We start from the raw sequence: 19,186 nt of genomic DNA, 5'->3' as shown, positions 1-19,186 counted from the left end.
TCCAGCCACGAAGATGCTCTCCTGTTTAACCGCTACGCCGGCGCTTGCGGTTACGTTTGTTGGGTTTCCCCGGCGGATTGTTTTGCACGCGTTGACCCGCGGGCATCGCAACACCGGCAAATTCTTTCATCACCTTACGGTACACATCCCGTTTGAAAGACACGACATTTCGGATGGGATACCAATAACTCACCCAACGCCAGTCATCAAATTCAGGATGACCACTTTTGAGCACATTGACATCTTTTTCCTGGCAATCTAACTGAAGCAGAAACCACTTCTGTTTTTGCCCGATACATACCGGAGAACTGCCCTGGCGAATTAATCGCTTTGGCAATTTGTATCGCAACCAGTTGCGGGTAACACCTAAAACAGTAACGTCTTTTTGCGTTAACCCTACTTCTTCGTGCAATTCCCTGTACATAGCTTGTTCTGCAGTTTCCCCTTCATCAATTCCGCCTTGTGGAAACTGCCATGAATGCTGACCATAACGCCTTGCCCAAAACACCTGACCCATTTTGTTGCAAATCACTATGCCCACATTCGCACGGAATCCGTCGGCATCTATCACATAGACTCCCGGGCACGATAAACTTTTCTATTTCTGCATTCTTCCATAAACTATAGCCCTTTCAAAGCATTAATCCTAATTCAGCAAATATTACCCGGAGAGTCTCTTGCAGCCACCCGATACCGCCCCTGCTACACCGGAAGAGTTACTGGCACGCAGCTACCGGATTGCCGGCTTGTCACTGGGCGAACTGGCAGAGCTGGCGCACGTGGCCATTCCGGAAAATCTTCAACGGCACAAGGGCTGGCCGGGTATGCTGATAGAAAAATGGCTGGGAGCCACAGCCGGCTCAAAACCTCAACAGGACTTCCCGGAACTCGGTGTAGAGCTGAAAACGATTCCTATTGACGGGAATTTTACTCCGCTGGAAACCACGTATGTTTGTTACGCGCCGCTGATAAGTAAACCCGGTACTACCTGGCAAACCTCTAATGTGCGCAATAAGCTTCAGCAGGTTTTATGGGTGCCGCTGGAAGGTGACCGCGCCATCCCCCTCGCACAGCGACGTGTTGCCACGGCATTTTTCTGGCAACCGGACGCCCGGGAAGACGCAATCTTGCAACAAGACTGGGAAGAACTCACAGAAATGATTGTGCTGGGGGAAGTAGAAAAAATCACTGCGCGTCTTGGTCAGGCACTGCACATCCGTCCTAAAGCAGCCAGTGGCAATGTGCTGACAGATGCCTTTGATACTGACGGACAGAAAATAAAAACCCGTCCAAGAGGATTTTACTTACGTACCTCGTTTACCGGCGCAGTATTGCACCGTCACTTTACCTGACACCTGCCTTTTCACGCAGCAGCTAAAGCCGCGCAACAGACTACCTTTGCTTACGCATGTGGTTCATCATTACACCACTCAGAAACTGTTCTGAATGCACACCAAGACGTTTCGCCTGCGCCGCCAGTGAGTCATCGGTACCGAGAAGCTCATTTTTGGCATAGGTCAGACGGTACTGATAAACGAAACTTCTGAAATCTCTTTTTTCCAGTAACCTCAGCGCAATCACCAGGGTAGTGGGATCCACATGGCACTGACCGGCAAAGGCTTTGAGCTGCAAGCCGGGGGATTTAAACGCTTCTGCATCCGTCATTGTCTGTTCAGCCTTCACCAGCGCCTCCCTCATGATGCACTGCTCGGCTTTTAAATCGTCAAGGCGGTGATAGTCCAGCGGCGATGGAGACGTGTGTTGCGGACGAATAACAGCAATAAATGTTTGCAGTAAGGCGATAGCAAACAGCACATTAAACAATGACTGCCAGAAGTGAATATCGAAAAAACCGAATGCACCGGCTGTGACCAGCAAAATACAGCAGAATGCCAGACCAACAGTTACTCCCATAGCACCGCCGAGCCACTGCACACGAAATTCCCGCACATCAGCCACCTGAGATGACAGGTAACGGTGGTAATTCTGTATCAGTTCGGTGATCAGGATCCCGAGTACCAGAATACCGAACCCGGTGACCATATAAACCAGGTAAATATGCCAGTTGTCCAGCGGATGACCTGTGGGAGAGGAGATCAGCCATTGCGCTTTTTCTTCAGCGCTGACAAACAATAGGGGGATTTCTGCCAGCAGCGCGAGGGCGACCGGCAGCCACAGTAACAATTTAGAAGGTCTGGCATTATCAATAACCAGCAGTTTGACACTACGGTACAGTAATGTGAGTGAAAGCAGTGGGGTAAATACAGTAAGCACCGACAGTCCGGCGGCATCCTGTCCGAAGGCACGCAACCATTCATCAGTGAGAATGAACGGCCACACTATCATGGCTGCCAGCACCCATGGCGCACCGGAAACACGGTGTTTTTCCCTGAAGAACTGAACCAGTACCACCAGGTAGAGCAAAACCAGCACGAAAAAGGTGTAGCGATGCAACATAATGTATTTCTACCTCACTTCCTTCAAGTAACGCTATGCGACCAGACGGCCTGCTTACCAGTATACGTCGCCCTGCATACCGGCTTGTCTGGTTCTCTCCATGACATGCATCAAATTAGCAATCTTATCATCCACCCAACTGAATACATCTGACAGTTCGTCCAGCTCAGATTCAGTAGCAAGGGCCCGCAGCATCATTAACGCTTTTAATTCGTCAATTCCGGTAAGAATATCTAACCATGGCGCGCGGAAATGATGTCGTTCTTCATCAAATAAATCAGCCAGCAGAAAACCGTTCCATAAGGTTTGTCTCAGCAGTACACCAATGGCCAGATAATTTTCGGGTGTCATTGTTTTGCTGCCCGGCATGGTTTGTTGTACCGTTTGCCAACCCTGAGATAACCACCCCTGCGCATGTTCCATTACCGGCAGACTGTATGCAGTTGAATGCTGGCGCCAGGGTTTTTCCTGCAATAACTGAGCAACTAATATTTTTAACGTATTAGTTTGTTTACTGTACAGTATTTCATCAGGTGTGTGTGCATGAATTAACCCGGCTTTTCTGCCCTGCAAATAACTGGTCAGTGCCGGATAGCGACTCAGGCACTTATTAAACAAACTCTTTTTCGACAACAGATAGCGAAGGCTCTGCAGATCATCCTGCCATAACCAGACCTGCATATATTTCATCAGCAGCTGATGCACTGACAATAATTGCGGGCACTGCAGAACAGGCAGATACAAAGATACTGTCTGCAACAACAGGCGTGCACCTTTAACGATTTCGCCGAGCATCTTCACAGACCCGGTTTCGAAATACAGATGTTCATGTTTCTGCCAGTGAGACAACGCTTGCTGCACTGCCCGGCAGAAAGCCTCTTCGGTTGTTGTACCCTGCTCCAGCTTTAAATAAGGCTGCATTTGAGAAATAACCGGCGACAGCCCGTTAAGCAACTGGTAGCCCTGCGCAGCTTTGGACACATCGCTCAGGCGCACAGATGTGTTTTCTGTGATCAACTTTGCCAGTGTAAACAGGTGAGTCACTTCGCCCTGTTTCAGTTCCAGCTCAATCTCATGGATAGGAGAGCTGTTCTTACCCGTACTGGCTTCACCTTCGTCGATCACTACTTCTACACATGCGCCGTCCCATTCAACATCGAACGCGGTTCTTACGAAATGCGTACTGAACTGGCGCTGCAATTTATCGTTTACCTGCTCAATCTGCCAGCCGTCCGGCCAGACATCCCCGGGAAACAGGCGCAAGTCCGGCTCAGCACCGTCGAGGGCCACATTGTACTCGGCACGGTCATGCAAACCGCCGCTGACTTTGCCATGGGTTTTCATGGTCTGTTCAAAACGGCCATTGTTACCACGGACGCGGAAGCCCATCTTTTCCTGCTGGAAAAGATGGTCTGCGGTATCGTAATAATCGTTCTGCAAGCGCATTTCCGGCTCACGGAAAATGCTGAAACCAGCCTGCTCAAAGGCAGGCAGCACTTTTTCGACAAATGCAGGTAAAGCATTGTCGCGGGTAACAAATTTTATTTCTATTTCCGACATAGAGAAAAAGGCAGGTCGGTAAGTGTCAGTATTACGACACAATACCTTCGTATAATATTTTTCGCAACGGATGATCACCTTACAAATGTGCAAACGTAGTGAACTGTCAGCCGGGTTGCCGGTCCAATGTGGCGGGTACGCTTGCCTTTCAGGTTTGCAGCCAATAACATCACACAGTTTCTTAAAACAACTACGGACGCACTATGTTACGAAAATGGCTGACCATCGCATTAATTGGTCTTTCAATCCAGGTTTTCGCACAGGAGGATTCCATTGAAGAATCTCTGCAGCTGGAAGCTTCTTCTTCAAATTATATCCGCGACGATCTTTTCGTATTTCTTCATACGGGTGCGGGCCGGAACTACCGGATTTTAGGCTCTGTGGCCGCCGGAACGCCCATTACTGTACTGGACAGAAATAACGAGACAGAGTTTACGCAGATAAAAGATAACGAAGGCCGCACTGGCTGGGTAGAAACCCGTTTTATCAGTAATGAAATGTCTTATGCCGAGAAAATTCCGTTACTGACTCAGCGCCTGGCCGACAGCGAAGCCGGCGTACAGGGTTTACAATCAGAGAATGAAAGGCTGAAACAGCAACTGAACGCGACCCGTCAGGAACTGAAACAACTTCAGGACGAAACCGGCGATCAGACAACTCAGATTACCCGTCTTTCCAATAAGCTGGAACAGCAGAGTAAAGATGAGATGATCAAGTGGTTTACCTGGGGCGGTATTGTTGCCGGTGGTGGCGTACTGCTTGGCGTAATCCTTACCTTCTTGCCGAAGAAGCGTCGTCGTAACGACGAATGGATGTAAGCAGGACATAACCTGCAACGCCATTTTATTTAAGCTTAAAAAAAACCGGTTCCGTTTTTTTAACGGGACCGGTTTTTTTGTGGGGTTTACGACAGGCCTGAAGGACTTATTCGTCGTCTTCCACCAGCGTCATCAGCGAGGTATTACCGCCGGATGCGGTAGTATCAATACTGATGGTTTTCTCAGTAAGCAAACGTTGGATCAGGTTATCATTATATTCTGCGGTGATGACCGGCAGAATAGCGCCCTTGCGGGAAGATAACATGGCCGCAATCTGAGCAGTACGTTCAGTGTGAGAATCCACTACCACACCGGCCAGATGTTCATGCATAAGCAAGTCATTTAAATGACTTAATCTTGCTACCTGGAATACCCCCTCAGCGGCACCGGTTTTATTAAAGTGTTTCTGGAATTCCAGCGCTTCTTCATAAAACAGATCAGATACTACTGATACCACAACGTTACCGGTTGCCAGTGCCGTAACGATAGACAACGTCCAGTATTCGAATGTCACGCCTTTATCGGCGAAACAAACCAGCACACCACGGGGTTCAAGGTAAAGCTTGTTAGACTCACCAGTCGGCCCCGGAAGCTGTGTGGGTTTGGACAATGTGCGTTCAACCGTTGTCAGTTGCTGACGGGCGGTTGCCAGGGTGCGGTTTAAGTCATCCGCCAGTTCATCAACAATGTCGACTCTGGCAAGTTTTGCCAGTAACTGACGCACCATAGAAATACGGTCGTTCAGCGGAGTATGTCGCCATTGCGCCTCAACATTAACCCCCTGATTCATCAGGCGGGTTGCAGCTTCGGCGTCCTGCTTCTCACCGGATAATGCAGCATCCAGATTATCGATATCGTCGACCTGAGAAGGCTTCGGTGTAGCACGCTCCTGCATCAGACGGCGCAGATAGTTCGGACCGCCGGCTTTAGGACCGGTCCCGGATAATCCCCGTCCGCCGAATGGCTGTACGCCGACGATAGCACCGATCATGTTGCGGTTTACATAAACGTTACCGGCACGGCTGCGGGCAGCCAGTTCGTTTGCCCTTTCTTCAATGCGGGAGTGAATGCCCATTGTCAGGCCAAACCCGGTGCTGTTGATCTTGTCCACCACTTCGCCGATCTCTTTACCTTTAAAGCGGACGATATGAATGACCGGACCGAAAACCTCACGCTCCAGCACATCAATGCTCTTGATCTCGTACAGAGTTGGCGGGAAGAAATAACCGTCAGTGCAACCTTCCGGGATCTCGCATTGATAAAGCAACTTACCTTTATCCTGCATCACTTCTTCGTGCTGTTTCAGGCTGTTGAAAGCTTTTTCGTCAATCACCGGACCTACGTCAGTACTGAGAAGGGCCGGATCGCCGATACTCAGTTCCTTCATCGCGCCGATGAGCATATCAGTTAAATCATCAGCAATGTCTTCCTGAACGTAGAGCACCCGCAATGCAGAACAGCGCTGTCCGGCACTCTGGAAGCCGGAATGAACCACATCATCCACCACCTGCTCAGGCAAGGCCGTTGAATCAACAATCATACAGTTCTGACCACCGGTTTCAGCAATCAGAGGAACCTGCTCACCGCCCCGCTCTGCCAGCAACTGGGAAATCAACGTGCCGGTTTGGGTGGAACCGGTGAACATTACCGCTTTAATGCGCTCATCAGGCAGTAACGTGCTGCCGACATGCTTGCCCGGCGCAATAATCAGTTGCAGAGCATCTTCCGGCAGACCTACTGTGTGCATAATTTCCAGCGCACGTTTAGCGATCATACTGGTTTGTTCAGCAGGCTTCGCCACCACCGTATTTCCGGTCGATAAAGCTGCCACCACCTGACCTAAGAAAATCGCCAGCGGGAAGTTCCAGGGACTGATACACAGCACAACTCCACGGGGAACAAAACGCTGATCGTCGTCCAGCTCACGGGCGCGGACGGCATAGTAACGACAGAAATCCACAGCTTCACGGACTTCGTCGATACTGTCCTGCGTAACTTTACCTGCTTCACGGATACAAATGGCAATAAGTTCGCCCATATGCCGCTCAAGAGCAAAAGCTGTGCGTTCAAGAATGTCCGCCCGTTCTTCCACAGAACGTTTTGACCAGGCCGCAAAACCGTTGTGGGCTTTGTCCAGCGCTTCTGTCATCTGTTTTTGTTCTGCATAATGATGGAAACCCACCACATCAGATTTGTTGGCAGGGTTCAGGACTGCCGTGGCCCCTTCCGGCAACTTACCGTCAGTTACCACATAGTAATTTTTCCAGCGCGCCAGTTCATGCTGAAGCGCGTGCACAGCGTTCACATCAGTGAGGTCGAGACCGCGGGAGTTTTTACGCTCCGGCGCGTACAGATCGCGTGGGGCACTGATTTGTTTGTTGTAACGGGTCTTAAGACGCTGGGTTTTCTCAACCGGGTCTTCCAGAAGTGATTCAACCGGCTTTTCATCATCAACAATTGCGTTAACGAAAGATGAGTTCGCCCCGTTTTCCAGCAGGCGGCGAACCAGGTAAGCCAGCAGATCTTCATGCTCACCCACCGGCGCATACACGCGGCACTGAATTTTTTCCTGCGTCACGACCTGATCGTAAAGGGTGTCGCCCATACCGTGAAGACACTGGAACTCAAACCCGTCTTTGTCATCACCGGCCAGCTCAATGATCACCGATGCGCTGTACGCATTATGGGTAGCAAACTGGGGGTAAATCGAATCACGGTAATCCAGCAAACGGTTAGCACAGGCATGATAAGACACGTCAGTCGAGGATTTTCGTGTAAATACAGGGAAACCGTCCACACCGGCCTGCTGGGTCATCTTAATTTCTGTATCCCAGTAAGCGCCTTTAACCAGCCGCACCATCAAGCTGCGACCCACTTCCAGGGTCAGCGTGCGTAACCATTCAATGACATGAATAGCCCGCTTCTGATAAGCCTGAACTGCCAGACCAAATCCTGTCCAGCCCTCAAGGTCCGGGTCGCGGAATACGGTTTCGATGACGTCCAGAGAAATGTCCAGACGATCCGCTTCTTCAGCGTCAACAGTCAGGCCAATGTCGTACTCTTTCGCCATCATACACAGGGCTTTCAGCCTGGGCGGAATTTCCGCCATCACCCGTTCTGCATGTAAAAATTCATAGCGGGGATGGATCGCCGACAGCTTGACAGAAATCCCGGGAGAACGCTTGGGCCCGCGACCTGCTGCCGCTTTGCCGATTTCTTTAATGGCCTTAACGTAAGCGTCGTAGTAACGTTCTGCATCCTTCATGGTGCGGGCACCTTCGCCCAGCATGTCGTAAGAATAGACGTAACCTTTCTTCTCTTTCTCTTTCGCCCGCTCTACCGCATCAGCAATGGTTTCACCCATAACAAACTGACGGCCCATTACCCGCATAGCGATGTTCATTGCCCGGCGGATAACCGGTTCACCCAATCTGCCAAGGGTCTGCTTCAACAAGCCGAACTGCTCTTTACGACGCTTGTCCGCATAGTTAACCATGTTACCGGTTAACAGAAGACCCCATGCCGATGCGTTAACGAACATGGAATCTGAGTTCCCCAGGTGCGGAGTCCACTGCCCTTTTGACAGTTTGTCACGGATAAGCTCGTCCTGAGTGGCTTTATCCGGCACACGAAGTAACGCTTCGGCCAGACACATCAACACCACACCTTCAGCGGTAGACAGCGAATATTCATTGAGTAAGGCATCAACGCCGCCATGACTTTCCTGCTCCCGGCGGATTTGCAGCACCATTTTACGTGCACGCTCCCAGGCACGGCTTCGTGCTCTCGGATTGACTTCGGCAACAGGCAGAATTTGATCTATCGCGGTGGATTCATCGATACGGTAGTGGTCGCGGATGCGCTGACGAATAGAAGGCAGCGTATTAAGATTGTCATTAGTGAGCATTGAAACCCTTCTTTATCTGTATGGTGTTGTCATTACCTGCTGATTGATTCTTGCACTCACGATGCCCTTCAGGGGCTGAAATAGCAAGTAAAGTCGATTGTTGATCATTAGTATGTTCCCTGACCTGTAAAGATCACGACCGGCTTTCAGCGGCGGCATGCTATCACAAACCCCGGTAAGGAAAAGGGGCGCTCTGTCCTGACTTTTCTGTCGTCCGGCGCGAATTGTATAAAAAGATGTACATCCCTGAGCGGGCCTGGAAAACGACCAGCGGAAAATACAACTTTCTTACTGATATTCACCGCTTTTCATATGGCGGAATGACGAAAGCTTTCCTACACTCCCTTCATAAACAAATGGATGAGATATCATGAAGCTACGAAATTTCAGCGTTGTTCAACGGTTAGCCTTTCTTGTACTGCTGGTAGCAGGCCTGCTGCTTTTAATGACAGTGGTAGTGTTGCAGCAACACTATGAAGCGCAAAAGGACAAGGCTTATGAGGAGACGAAACACATCGTTGAGTCGGCTTACTCGGTGCTGGAACACTTTTCCACGTTGTCAGAAAACGGGGACATGACCATCGCTGAAGCACAAATGCAGGCCAAAGGTGTTATAGCAGCAATACGCTATGACGACGGTAACTATTTGTGGATCCAGGATGATACGCCGGCCATGGTCATGCATCCTCTGAAGCCCGCGCTTGACGGTCAGGATTTAACGGATTTCAAAGATGCTAACGGCGATAAGTTCTTCGTCACCATGGCACGGCTGGTGAAGTCTGAGAATGAAGGCTTTGTTCCCTACGTCTGGCCATTGCCCAATTCCGAAAAAGCTGTGGATAAAATATCTTACGTAAAACGTTTCGCCCCCTGGGAGTGGACCGTTGGCACCGGCATTTACCTTACCCGTCTCGACGCAGCGTTTTCTCATATCCGCAACGTGTTTATCGGTCTTGGTGTGGTGTGTTTGATCCTGGTTATTCTGTTTGCCTGGTTAATTGGTCAGAGCATTATTACCCCACTACGGGCAACCACTGAGCGAATGAAAGACATTTCCCAGGGTCAGGGTGACCTAACCCGTGAACTGCCTGAGGACGGAAATGATGAAATAGCCAGACTCAGCCGCCATTACAATGCGTTTGTGGCGAAGGTGAGGGAGTCACTGCAGTCTCTCCATGGTGCAATAGAAGAGGTAGCCCAGGAAGGTTCGCGGTTAGCCGATATCCGTCAGTCCAGCGAAAGTCAGGCACAAACGCAGAGTCACAATGCCATACAGGTTGCCTCTGCAATGGAAGAAATGACCGTGAATATTGGCGATGTTAGTCGTCATGCTACAGAGGCTGACCACTCTACGGAGTCGGCGGGGCAAAGTGCAAAAGCAGGGATTCAGGCTGTTACACAGTCGGTGACAGACATTCAGTCGCTGAACCAGAGTATTGAATCCGTGGTGAATACGGTGAGCCAGCTTGCCCAGCAGAGCGACAAGATTGGCAGCGTGCTTGATGTTATCCGGGGTATTTCTGAACAAACTAATTTACTGGCACTGAACGCGGCTATTGAGGCTGCCCGCGCCGGAGAACAGGGTCGCGGGTTTGCAGTGGTGGCCGATGAAGTACGTACGCTCGCCAGCAGAACCGGTCAGAGTACTGATGAAATTCAGCAGATGATTCAGGAGTTACAAAGTGGCTCATCTGCCGCAGTGAACGCAGTTAAAACCAGCCAGTCTGCTGTAGACAGCACCGTTGCAAATATCAGGCAGGCAGATGAAACATTACGCACTTTATTGAGTATTATGTCTGACATCGCCGCTAAGAACCGGCATATTGCGGAGGCGACCGGCCAGCAAAGCGATGCGGCACAGGAAGTAAACCTGCGAATAAATGAACTTTCTGAGTCCGCAAGGCATACTGTGAGTAACGTAGAAGAAATGACACAAACCAGTATCGCACTGGCAGGTCATGTTGAGCAGGCGCGTCAGGCTATGCGAAAATTCCAGTACTGACCGCATCCAACCAGGAGTTATTCATGTCAGGTTTGAGGGTAAAGAAACGCTACTATCCCGTTTTCATTATCGTTCTGCTGGTGGTGGCGTACTGGCTGTTTGCCAATGCCCTCATCAAGTCCGTACTGGAATCTCAGTTGTCTGAATCTTACGGGGCTGAGGTAAACATCGGCAGTTTCGATCACTCGCTGTACCCTACTACCTTTACCCTTGAAAATGTGCAACTGACGGATGCCACGACTCCGGCAAGGAATCAGGTGGTGGTAGGCAAAGCTTTTGGCGATGTGGCATTGATGCCCTTGCTGTCAGATCAGGTCATTGTGAATAAACTGTCTGTGCTGGATGTGCAGTTCAATCAGCCCAGAAGTACGCCTGGCGCGGTATACCGTCAGCCAACTCAGAGTCTGACCTTTGATGAAATGAAACAAAAAGCCAAAGATGCTGTACCTACGGTGGATGAATTACTGGCCCGCTCGCCGCTGAAAACTACTGCGGCGGTGGAACAGGCGCAACAGGCTTACACCACTTACTCTGAAGATTTAAAAGCGAACTACAAGGCGCTTCCGGACAAATCCCGAATCGCATTCTATAAATCAGAAATAGAGGCTCTGAAAAATACAGATTATAAAGATCCTCAAACCCTGCTTTCTGCAAAGGAAAAGCTTGAGTCTCTGAAAGCGGAAATTACCTCAGACCGGACCAGGATCCGGGAATTCACTGACAAAGCGGGCGATGCCAGAACCGCCCTGTCAGACAGCCTAAAAGCCCTGAAGAACGCCCCGCAGCAGGATTACCATTTCATTAAAAATGTTATCGCCGGCGACGATGCCGCCATGCAGCAGGTTACACAAATGGTGTTCGGCGACAAAGCCGCGGAATATACACAGTACCTCATGTCTGCCGTAGAAATTGTGTTGCCTCTGATTCAGGGTGATACGCAACCTGCAGAAGAAGCCCCTGCTGATTTACCTTATATTCTGGTTAAAGACGCCGAAGTGTCAGTGAAATGGCAGGATGAAAGCATTGGCAGCGTATGGAAGAACATCACCAACATGCACGATGTGGCCGGCGATGCGACTACCTTCACCATTTCTGCTGCCGGTGCCTTACTTAAGCAGTTTGAGTCGTCAGGGCAGTTCCGCATAGACGACGGCGTGGTTGAGGCCTTCCAGCAATGGTCGCTATCGGGCATTAACCTGGCAGACATTCCCATGGTCAAAAGTGAGAAACTCTCTGCCGCTTTACAAAAAGCCCTGATGAGTGCCACCGGAAGTATGTCTGTAAAAGATAACCAGCTCAGTGGCGGCAGCGATATCGATCTTGCCGGGCTCGCGATGGAAGCCGCCGGCACTAATAAACTTACTACCGCCATTGCCAATGCGCTGAAACAGCTATCGTCGCTGGATTTGCAAATGGCGTTATCCGGTACGCTCAGCGATCCCGGCTTCAGTATCAAATCAGATCTCGATAATAAGCTGGCACAGGCTGCACTTACAGAGTTAACGGCATCTCAACAGGATAAGCTGAACGAAGCCATGAATAAACTCAACAGTAAGATCAGCGCCCTGCAGTCAGACACACAAACCGAACTGGTGAGTGTGGAGAGCATGCTGAAAGCAGCGCAGGGAGACAGCAGCGAACTGGAAGGGTTATTAAAAACACAGCTGAACAGCGTGATAGATAAGCGAAAGGATAAACTGCTGGACAAACTTAAAAGCAAGTTTGGTCAGTAGACCCGCCGGACCAGTACAGGCATAATAGTCATTTATTTAACGTTAAGGTGTTTGCCGTGTGGCAAGATAAGTGGGTTACCGTTGTACTGATAGTGTTGCTGGGATTACTCCAGTACCGCTTGTGGTCCGGTAAAAATTCGCTGCCAGACTACCTTGCGCTTAAACAGGAAGTTCAGCAACAGTCGTTACAGAACGACAATCTTGCCCAGCGAAACAATCTGCTTAAGGCTGATATCAGCGATTTAAAAATCGGTCTTGAGTCTATTGAAGAGCGGGCCAGAAATGAACTGGGCCTGATTAAGCAGGGCGAAACCTTCTACCGGATCCTTCCCGCGGATAACGAATAGTCCATGTCTCATCCTTCTGTAGTTGCTGTGGTACCGGCAGCAGGTGTCGGCAGCCGCATGCAAGCTGACAGACCTAAGCAATATCTCAGGCTCGGCGAAAAAACCATTCTTGAGCATACGCTTTCTGCGTTGCACGCCCATCCGAAAATTTCTCATATTGTAGTAGCGGTCAGTGCCGGCGACCCTTTCTTTCCGGAGTTACCGGTGGCTAGTGCCCCCTGGCTGACTGTGGTTGATGGGGGAGCAGAACGGGCAGACTCGGTATTCGCTGCCCTCTCACAATTGAACGACAATGACTGGGCCCTGGTACACGATGCTGCGCGGCCCTGCGTGTCACTGACTGATATAGACACACTTTTACAGGTCAGAGAACGGGATGACGTGGCAGGCGGCATTCTGGCAACGCCGGTAAAAGACACCATGAAGCGGGAAATGGCGAGTAAAAACAATATTGTTTCCCACACTGAATGCAGAGAACAACTATGGCATGCGCTGACGCCACAACTGTTTCGTGCCGGCGAACTCAGGCAGGCATTAATACAGGCACAGGAAAAAAATATTCCCGTTACCGATGAAGCCTCAGCCATGGAAGCAGCCGGTCATAAGGTAGCCCTGATTGACAGTAATCCGGCAAATATCAAAATTACACGCCCTGCCGATATGCCGCTGGCAGCATTTTATCTGCAACAAACCCAAACTTTATAATTTAAGAGGCACCTATGCGTATTGGTCATGGTTACGACGTTCATAAATTTGGTGGTGAAGGCCCCATTGTTATCGGCGGCGTCAGCATAGATTACGAGCAGGGCTTACTGGCCCATTCTGACGGCGATGTATTAATTCATGCATTGTGTGACGCACTTTTGGGTGCTGTAGCGATGGGAGATATTGGTAAACACTTCCCGGACACTGATGACGAGTGGTCTGGTGTGGACAGCCGCTTTCTGCTCCGGCACGTAGTCGGGTTACTGAAAGAAAGAGGATATGTGCTGAGCAATGCCGATGTGACTATTATTGCGCAGGCTCCCAAAATGGCCCCTCATATACAAACAATGCGGGAAGTTCTCGCCAGTGACTGCGGGTGCGCTGTTGACGATATCAACGTAAAAGCCACGACAACAGAAAAATTGGGCTTCACCGGCCGCAAAGAAGGCATTGCAGCCCACGCTGTTGTGCTGATCAGAGTTGAATAACATGAGCACGTTACGCACTCAGCACTGGCTGTACAGTGATACTCCTCCGGTCTGCACCGCCGCACTCAAGACGCATCCTGAAGACTTCGTTGTCACCGAAGATCTTGGCTACAGCTTCAGCGGTGACGGTGAACATCAATTTTTGTGGGTCGAAAAAAAGCTGGCCAATACTGCCTGGGTCGCTGAGCAACTGGCTAAATTTACCGGCTTGCCATTACGGAATGTGACCTACGCAGGACGAAAAGACAAATACGCGGTTACCCGCCAGTGGTTCGGATTACATGCTCCGGGAAAACCGGATTTCGACTTTTCAGGACTGGAACTTGAAGGCGTAAAGATCCTTAAGCATGAACGGCACAATAAGAAATTACGCACCGGGCAGCTCAAAGGGAACCATTTCACCATTACCCTGCGTGCCGTCAGCGACGTTACTGCGCTGACAGAGGCGCTGCAACAGGCTGCCAGAAACGGCGTGCCCAATTACTTCGGCGAGCAGCGTTTTGGCAGTGTCCGGATCGCTGAAACCGGCGAGCGTCAGGAAGGCGGTAACCTGCAACTGGCAGAAAAAATGATTGCCGGGGAAGCTATCCGCAACCGCAACAAACGCAATATGGCACTGTCCGCCTTAAGGAGCTGGCTGTTTAATGAAGTCATCAGTGAGCGCATCCGTGTTGGCAAACTGAATGATGTAATAAGTGGTGACGCTCTGATGCTCAGCGGGTCACACAGCTATTTTATTGAAAACGTTGAAGATAGCGGGTTGCAAGCCCGTTACGAAGATAAAGATTTATCACCTACGGCGCCGCTGTGGGGAAAAGGTGATGTACCGGTTACCGGTGAAGCGGCAGAGCTTGAACTGGCTGTAACTGGTAAATACCCTGACGTTACCGGTTATCTCAGTGAAGCCGGCCTGAGACAGGAACGCAGACCGGTAAAAATCTGGCCGGCGCAACTTGAATGGCAACATAACGGTGATACAGTAATTGTTTCTTTCAGCTTACCGTCCGGTTGCTATGCCACTACCGTGTTACGTGATTGTGTTGACACAAATGGTGAAACAGCCGGCAGTTAGTATAAGCGACTTACCGGACAACAAACGTCAGGAGCCTTCATGCGTATTCTTTTAAGTAACGACGACAGTGTATTCGCCAAAGGCATTGCTGTTTTATTCGAAACACTTACCGCAGAGCACGATGTCACCGTGATCGCGCCGGACCGCAATTGCAGCGGTGCCAGCAACGCGCTGTCGCTGCACAGTCCGCTCCGCATTCAGCAACTGGATAACGGCTTTTATTCGGTGAATGGCACGCCGTCAGACTGTGTTCACCTGGGCGTTAATTGTTTCCTTGACGACGACCCGGAGCTGGTGGTGTCGGGTATTAACCATGGCGCAAATCTGGGTGACGACGTTATTTACTCCGGCACGGTAGCAGCAGCAACCGAAGGACGATACATGGGTCTGCCGGCCATTGCCGTTTCACTGGCCAGCCACGAAGGCAAACACTTTGAAACCGCAGCCCGTGTGGTGCTGGATATTATCCGTAAATTACAGGCCCATCCTTTACCCCCCAATCAAATATTGAACGTGAACGTGCCGGATGTGCCATACGATGCTCTCGCCGGTATCAAAGTGACACGTCAGGGACGCAGACACCGTGCCGAAGCCATGGTAAAAGCCAAAGATGCTTTCGGTCGGGAAATTTACTGGTACGGTCCGGCCGGAGCCGAACAGGATGCCGGCCCTGACACAGATTTTCATGCCATCGCTAACGGTTACTGCTCTGTGACACCATTAAGCGTGGACATGACAGCTCATCACAGCCTCACTAACATGGAAGACTGGCTGAATAAAAAACTCTGATAACAATAAAACCTGTGAAGGCAGCTAACCACAAACCGGCTGCCGGAAATAAGATACGGGAAAAACAGGAAACCATTTGCAGCAATGAGAACATTGAAAAAAGGTGAAATGCTCGCTGAGCTTTTGTTCAGCGAGGGCGTAAGGGATCAAAAAGTATTGACCGCTATTGCATCCACGCCAAGGGAATTATTTTTACCCGATGCCCTCAAACACAAAGCTTATCAAAATACGGCGTTACCCATAGGACAGGGACAAACGATTTCTCAGCCTTATATTGTCGCCAAAATGACGGAGTTGCTGCTCAAAGCCTCTAACAGTCCAAGGAAGATTCTGGAAATCGGGACCGGCTCAGGCTACCAGACCGCAATCCTCGCACAACTTTTTGGTCACGTTTACAGTGTTGAACGTATCAAGTCGTTGCAGTTTCAGGCGAAGCGCCGGATGAATCAACTCAACCTGCACAATATTTCCATGAAACACGGTGATGGCTGGAAAGGCTGGCCCAGCAAAGGCCCGTATGATGCCATTCTGGTTACCGCCGCAGCGAGCAGCCTGCCACAGGATCTCTGCGACCAGCTTGAAGAAGGTGGCCGCTTGATTATTCCGGTAGGCAGCGAACAGCAAAATTTGTTATGTGTAGACAGAATTGATGGTGAGCTTAAAACAGAGACCATTGAAGCTGTGCGTTTTGTACCACTGGTTGCAGGAGAGCTTCAGTGAAAATTTTTCAACCATGCTATGACCTGGCGTTGCGATGGGCCCGTCACAAGCATGCTAATCGCTATCTTGCGGGACTGAGTTTCGCAGAATCTATGTTTTTCCCTATACCACCGGACGTCATGCTGGCGCCAATGTCCATGTCACAGCCCAACCGTGCATGGTTGTTTGCTGCCTTAACCACTATTGCATCTGTACTCGGCGGTATCGCCGGCTATGCTCTGGGTTTTTTCACGTTTGAGGCGTGGCTGGAACCGCTTATTATCTCTGCGGGTTACGAAGAAAAACTGCAAACCACTATCGACTGGTTTGAGACCTATGGCGTATGGGTAATCTTCCTCGCCGGCTTCTCTCCTATACCGTATAAAGTATTTACCATCAGTGCAGGTGTCCTTAATATGGCTCTGGTACCTTTTATTTTAACGTCTGCAATAGGTCGTGGTGCCCGCTTCTTTCTGGTAGCCGGTCTCATGAAATGGGGTGGTGCAGCCATGGAAGCCAAACTCCGCGAATACGTGGAAATTCTCGGTTGGTTAACAATCGGACTGGCCGTTCTTGCGTATTTTTTACTCCACTGAGGTAAATTAATGGGCAAAATGCGAGCAATAAATGCTTTAATCGCCTGCATTTTCGCCATTTTTTTGACGGGTTGCAGTGGCAGAACAGCCCCTGCACCGGTGACTTTACTTAATAGTCAGACTGAATATTCTGAAAAAGGGTCAGACAGCAAAACCTACCTGGTAAAGAAGGGTGACACCTTGTTTGCTATCGCCTGGTTTACCGGAAATGACTATAGAGATCTTGCAAAATACAATTCTCTATCAGCACCTTACGATATTTACCCCGGTCAAACTTTGCGCTTATACCCACAACCTGTGACAGCGTTGACAGGGAACACTTCTAAACAAAAAGTTCAAGAAAAAACTGGTACGACCAGAAATATATACGACAAAAGGAGTGTTGACCGGAATAAACCACAGGCGTACAGTAGACGTGAAATTAATGTTAACAACCAAGAAGTTATCAGCGTCAAACCTTTGACGAAAAGTGCCAGAGATTCAGCCAGAAGGGATTTCCCTGAAAGGGTATCAAAGTGGGTCTGGCCTAGCTCAGGTAACATAGCGTTAACATTCAGTAATGCGGAATCAGGCAACAAGGGGTTGGATTTCAGCGCACAAAGAGGCGCACCAGTTCTGGCCGCTGCGGAAGGCAAAGTGGTTTACGCAGGCAGTGCATTACGTGGGTACGGTAACCTGGTAATTATTAAACATACCGATGCCCTGTTGAGTGCTTATGCACACAACGACAAGCTCCTTGTAGAGGAGCAGCAATGGGTCGCCGCAGGGCAGCAAATTGCGACAACGGGAGATAGTGGAACAGATTCGGTCAAGCTTCATTTTGAAGTGAGATACCGGGGCAAGTCGTTAGACCCCCAAAGGTATCTGCCAAAAAGATAATAATAACAATAAATAATAATAAAATTTGAGGAGAACATCGCAGGGTAACCAACAACGCAGGAGATGCAGTCGTGGGTCAAACAAAAGCCGCTGTAATCGAATCAAAGTCTCGGGATGAGTTGAACGAGATGGACATGCCAGTTGATATGAAAGCTGGTGAAGCAATTAACAATGATCTGGATGATACTGAGGATGATGCAGTATTTGTTCAGGAGGACTTACCGAAAAACCTGGATGCCACCCAGTTGTACCTGGGAGAAATTGGCTTCTCACCCCTACTTACCGCAGAAGAGGAAGTTTATTTTGCACGTCGCGCACTGAAAGGCTGTGAGGCCTCCCGTAAGCGTATGATTGTATCTAATCTTCGTCTGGTTGTGAAAATTGCCCGTCGCTACAACAATCGCGGTCTGGCATTACTTGACCTGATTGAAGAAGGTAACCTGGGTCTTATCCGTGCAGTTGAGAAATTTGATCCTGAACGTGGTTTCCGTTTCTCTACGTATGCGACCTGGTGGATTCGTCAGACTATCGAACGGGCGATCATGAATCAAACCCGCACGATTCGTTTACCGATTCACGTAGTCAAAGAATTAAATGTTTATCTGCGTTGTGCACGTGAGCTCTCACAGAAGCTCGACCACGAGCCTACTGCAGAAGAGATAGCTACAGAGCTTGATAAGCCTGTTGACGAAGTCAGCCGCATGCTACGCTTAAATGAGCGCATTACATCGGTGGACACACCTATCGGTGGTGAAAACGATAAGGCACTGCTGGATATTCTTGCCGACCATAATGAATTTGGTCCGGAAGATAACCTGCAGGACAGCGATATGAAGTCGAATATCGTGAAATGGCTCGGTGAGTTAAATCCGAAACAACGGGAAGTGTTAGCACGTCGTTTTGGTTTATTAGGGTACGAACCGTCTACCCTTGAAGATGTGGGTGCGGAAATTGGCCTTACACGGGAACGTGTCCGTCAGATCCAGGTAGAAGCATTGCGCAGACTGCGCGATATGCTGGGTCATCAGGGACTGTCTCTGGAAAGTCTGTTCGATCAGATGGGTGAGTAATTTCACCCGTCTGACCCGACCATACAGTTTATGCCGTTCTGCCCGGTATGTTGCACCGGGCGGC

The 19,186-nt window shown here is 49.8% G+C and carries 17 protein-coding genes; 13 read left to right on the top strand and 4 right to left on the bottom strand.

Annotation, left to right across the window (positions count from 1 at the left end):
- Nucleotides 1-25: 25 nt before the first annotated feature.
- Nucleotides 26-571 carry an RNA pyrophosphohydrolase gene (gene rppH / locus J3369_RS03800; RefSeq protein ID WP_119500007.1) on the bottom strand — a complete coding sequence of 182 codons (546 nt, stop codon included), beginning with the start codon at nt 569-571 and terminating at the stop codon, nt 26-28.
- Between the two features lie 106 nt (nt 572-677).
- Here rppH and mutH point away from each other — a divergent pair, with 106 nt between their 5' ends.
- On the top strand, nt 678-1,352 hold the full coding sequence (gene mutH, locus J3369_RS03795) for a DNA mismatch repair endonuclease MutH (RefSeq protein ID WP_349583971.1): 675 nt from the start codon (nt 678-680) through the stop codon (nt 1,350-1,352).
- A 40-nt stretch (nt 1,353-1,392) separates the two neighbouring features.
- Here mutH and J3369_RS03790 read toward each other — a convergent pair whose 3' ends face one another.
- Complete coding sequence (locus J3369_RS03790; protein WP_349583968.1) at nt 1,393-2,457, bottom strand: helix-turn-helix domain-containing protein; 1,065 nt, start codon at nt 2,455-2,457, stop codon at nt 1,393-1,395.
- Between the two features lie 54 nt (nt 2,458-2,511).
- Nucleotides 2,512-4,017, bottom strand: coding sequence for a CYTH domain-containing protein (locus J3369_RS03785; RefSeq protein WP_349583965.1), 1,506 nt, complete (start codon nt 4,015-4,017; stop codon nt 2,512-2,514).
- A 203-nt stretch (nt 4,018-4,220) separates the two neighbouring features.
- On the opposite strand from J3369_RS03785, the gene J3369_RS03780 reads away from it, so the two are divergent.
- Entirely contained in the window at nt 4,221-4,835 is a 615-nt protein-coding gene (locus J3369_RS03780) for a TIGR04211 family SH3 domain-containing protein (protein WP_303573841.1), read from the top strand.
- Nucleotides 4,836-4,941: 106 nt separating this feature from the next.
- Here J3369_RS03780 and putA read toward each other — a convergent pair whose 3' ends face one another.
- Complete coding sequence (gene putA, locus J3369_RS03775) at nt 4,942-8,742, bottom strand: bifunctional proline dehydrogenase/L-glutamate gamma-semialdehyde dehydrogenase PutA (protein WP_349583961.1); 3,801 nt, start codon at nt 8,740-8,742, stop codon at nt 4,942-4,944.
- Between the two features lie 370 nt (nt 8,743-9,112).
- On the opposite strand from putA, the gene J3369_RS03770 reads away from it, so the two are divergent.
- From J3369_RS03770 to rpoS, 11 genes are all read left to right on the top strand, one after another.
- Entirely contained in the window at nt 9,113-10,744 is a 1,632-nt protein-coding gene (locus J3369_RS03770; RefSeq protein WP_349583959.1) for a methyl-accepting chemotaxis protein, read from the top strand.
- 23 nt (nt 10,745-10,767) lie between these two features.
- A complete protein-coding gene (locus J3369_RS03765; RefSeq protein WP_349583956.1) occupies nt 10,768-12,477 on the top strand; it encodes a TIGR03545 family protein in 1,710 nt (569 codons plus the stop codon).
- A gap of 56 nt (nt 12,478-12,533) precedes the next feature.
- Nucleotides 12,534-12,824 carry a cell division protein FtsB gene (gene ftsB / locus J3369_RS03760; protein ID WP_349583954.1) on the top strand — a complete coding sequence of 97 codons (291 nt, stop codon included), beginning with the start codon at nt 12,534-12,536 and terminating at the stop codon, nt 12,822-12,824.
- Between the two features lie 3 nt (nt 12,825-12,827).
- Entirely contained in the window at nt 12,828-13,529 is a 702-nt protein-coding gene (ispD, locus tag J3369_RS03755) for a 2-C-methyl-D-erythritol 4-phosphate cytidylyltransferase (protein ID WP_349583951.1), read from the top strand.
- 14 nt (nt 13,530-13,543) lie between these two features.
- Nucleotides 13,544-14,017: a 2-C-methyl-D-erythritol 2,4-cyclodiphosphate synthase gene (gene ispF, locus J3369_RS03750; RefSeq protein WP_349583948.1), complete on the top strand. Its 474-nt coding sequence runs from the start codon at nt 13,544-13,546 to the stop codon at nt 14,015-14,017.
- Between the two features lies 1 nt (nt 14,018).
- Complete coding sequence (gene truD / locus J3369_RS03745; RefSeq protein WP_349583945.1) at nt 14,019-15,089, top strand: tRNA pseudouridine(13) synthase TruD; 1,071 nt, start codon at nt 14,019-14,021, stop codon at nt 15,087-15,089.
- 39 nt (nt 15,090-15,128) lie between these two features.
- Nucleotides 15,129-15,878 carry a 5'/3'-nucleotidase SurE gene (gene surE / locus J3369_RS03740; protein WP_349583943.1) on the top strand — a complete coding sequence of 250 codons (750 nt, stop codon included), beginning with the start codon at nt 15,129-15,131 and terminating at the stop codon, nt 15,876-15,878.
- An 84-nt stretch (nt 15,879-15,962) separates the two neighbouring features.
- Nucleotides 15,963-16,598 (top strand): protein-L-isoaspartate(D-aspartate) O-methyltransferase, encoded by a 636-nt coding sequence (locus J3369_RS03735; RefSeq protein WP_119499995.1) that lies wholly within the window; start codon nt 15,963-15,965, stop codon nt 16,596-16,598.
- Nucleotides 16,595-17,173, top strand: coding sequence for a YqaA family protein (locus J3369_RS03730; RefSeq protein ID WP_349583939.1), 579 nt, complete (start codon nt 16,595-16,597; stop codon nt 17,171-17,173). Before J3369_RS03735 ends, J3369_RS03730 begins: the two co-directional genes overlap by 4 nt.
- A gap of 9 nt (nt 17,174-17,182) precedes the next feature.
- Entirely contained in the window at nt 17,183-18,052 is an 870-nt protein-coding gene (locus tag J3369_RS03725; protein WP_502877406.1) for a peptidoglycan DD-metalloendopeptidase family protein, read from the top strand.
- 119 nt (nt 18,053-18,171) lie between these two features.
- Nucleotides 18,172-19,122: an RNA polymerase sigma factor RpoS gene (gene rpoS / locus J3369_RS03720; RefSeq protein ID WP_474845368.1), complete on the top strand. Its 951-nt coding sequence runs from the start codon at nt 18,172-18,174 to the stop codon at nt 19,120-19,122.
- The last annotated feature ends 64 nt before the right edge of the window (nt 19,123-19,186 follow it).

It is taken from the genome of Alteromonas sp. NFXS44, assembly GCF_040148705.1.
Taxonomy (GTDB): domain Bacteria; phylum Pseudomonadota; class Gammaproteobacteria; order Enterobacterales; family Alteromonadaceae; genus Alteromonas.
The sequence above is the reverse complement of the archived record's forward strand: the minus strand, read 5'-3'. Positions and strand labels throughout refer to the sequence as shown.

What these genes read in the sequence shown, in the direction of transcription:
- J3369_RS03790 (WP_349583968.1), bottom strand. Translation starts at nt 2,457, where the DNA reads ATGTTGCATCGCTACACCTTTTTCGTGCTGGTTTTGCTCTACCTGGTG.
- J3369_RS03785 (WP_349583965.1), bottom strand. Translation starts at nt 4,017, where the DNA reads ATGTCGGAAATAGAAATAAAATTTGTTACCCGCGACAATGCTTTACCT.
- J3369_RS03780 (WP_303573841.1), top strand. Translation starts at nt 4,221, where the DNA reads ATGTTACGAAAATGGCTGACCATCGCATTAATTGGTCTTTCAATCCAG.
- putA (WP_349583961.1), bottom strand. Translation starts at nt 8,742, where the DNA reads ATGCTCACTAATGACAATCTTAATACGCTGCCTTCTATTCGTCAGCGC.
- J3369_RS03770 (WP_349583959.1), top strand. Translation starts at nt 9,113, where the DNA reads ATGAAGCTACGAAATTTCAGCGTTGTTCAACGGTTAGCCTTTCTTGTA.
- J3369_RS03765 (WP_349583956.1), top strand. Translation starts at nt 10,768, where the DNA reads ATGTCAGGTTTGAGGGTAAAGAAACGCTACTATCCCGTTTTCATTATC.
- ispD (WP_349583951.1), top strand. Translation starts at nt 12,828, where the DNA reads ATGTCTCATCCTTCTGTAGTTGCTGTGGTACCGGCAGCAGGTGTCGGC.
- ispF (WP_349583948.1), top strand. Translation starts at nt 13,544, where the DNA reads ATGCGTATTGGTCATGGTTACGACGTTCATAAATTTGGTGGTGAAGGC.
- truD (WP_349583945.1), top strand. Translation starts at nt 14,019, where the DNA reads ATGAGCACGTTACGCACTCAGCACTGGCTGTACAGTGATACTCCTCCG.
- surE (WP_349583943.1), top strand. Translation starts at nt 15,129, where the DNA reads ATGCGTATTCTTTTAAGTAACGACGACAGTGTATTCGCCAAAGGCATT.
- J3369_RS03735 (WP_119499995.1), top strand. Translation starts at nt 15,963, where the DNA reads ATGAGAACATTGAAAAAAGGTGAAATGCTCGCTGAGCTTTTGTTCAGC.
- J3369_RS03725 (WP_502877406.1), top strand. Translation starts at nt 17,183, where the DNA reads ATGGGCAAAATGCGAGCAATAAATGCTTTAATCGCCTGCATTTTCGCC.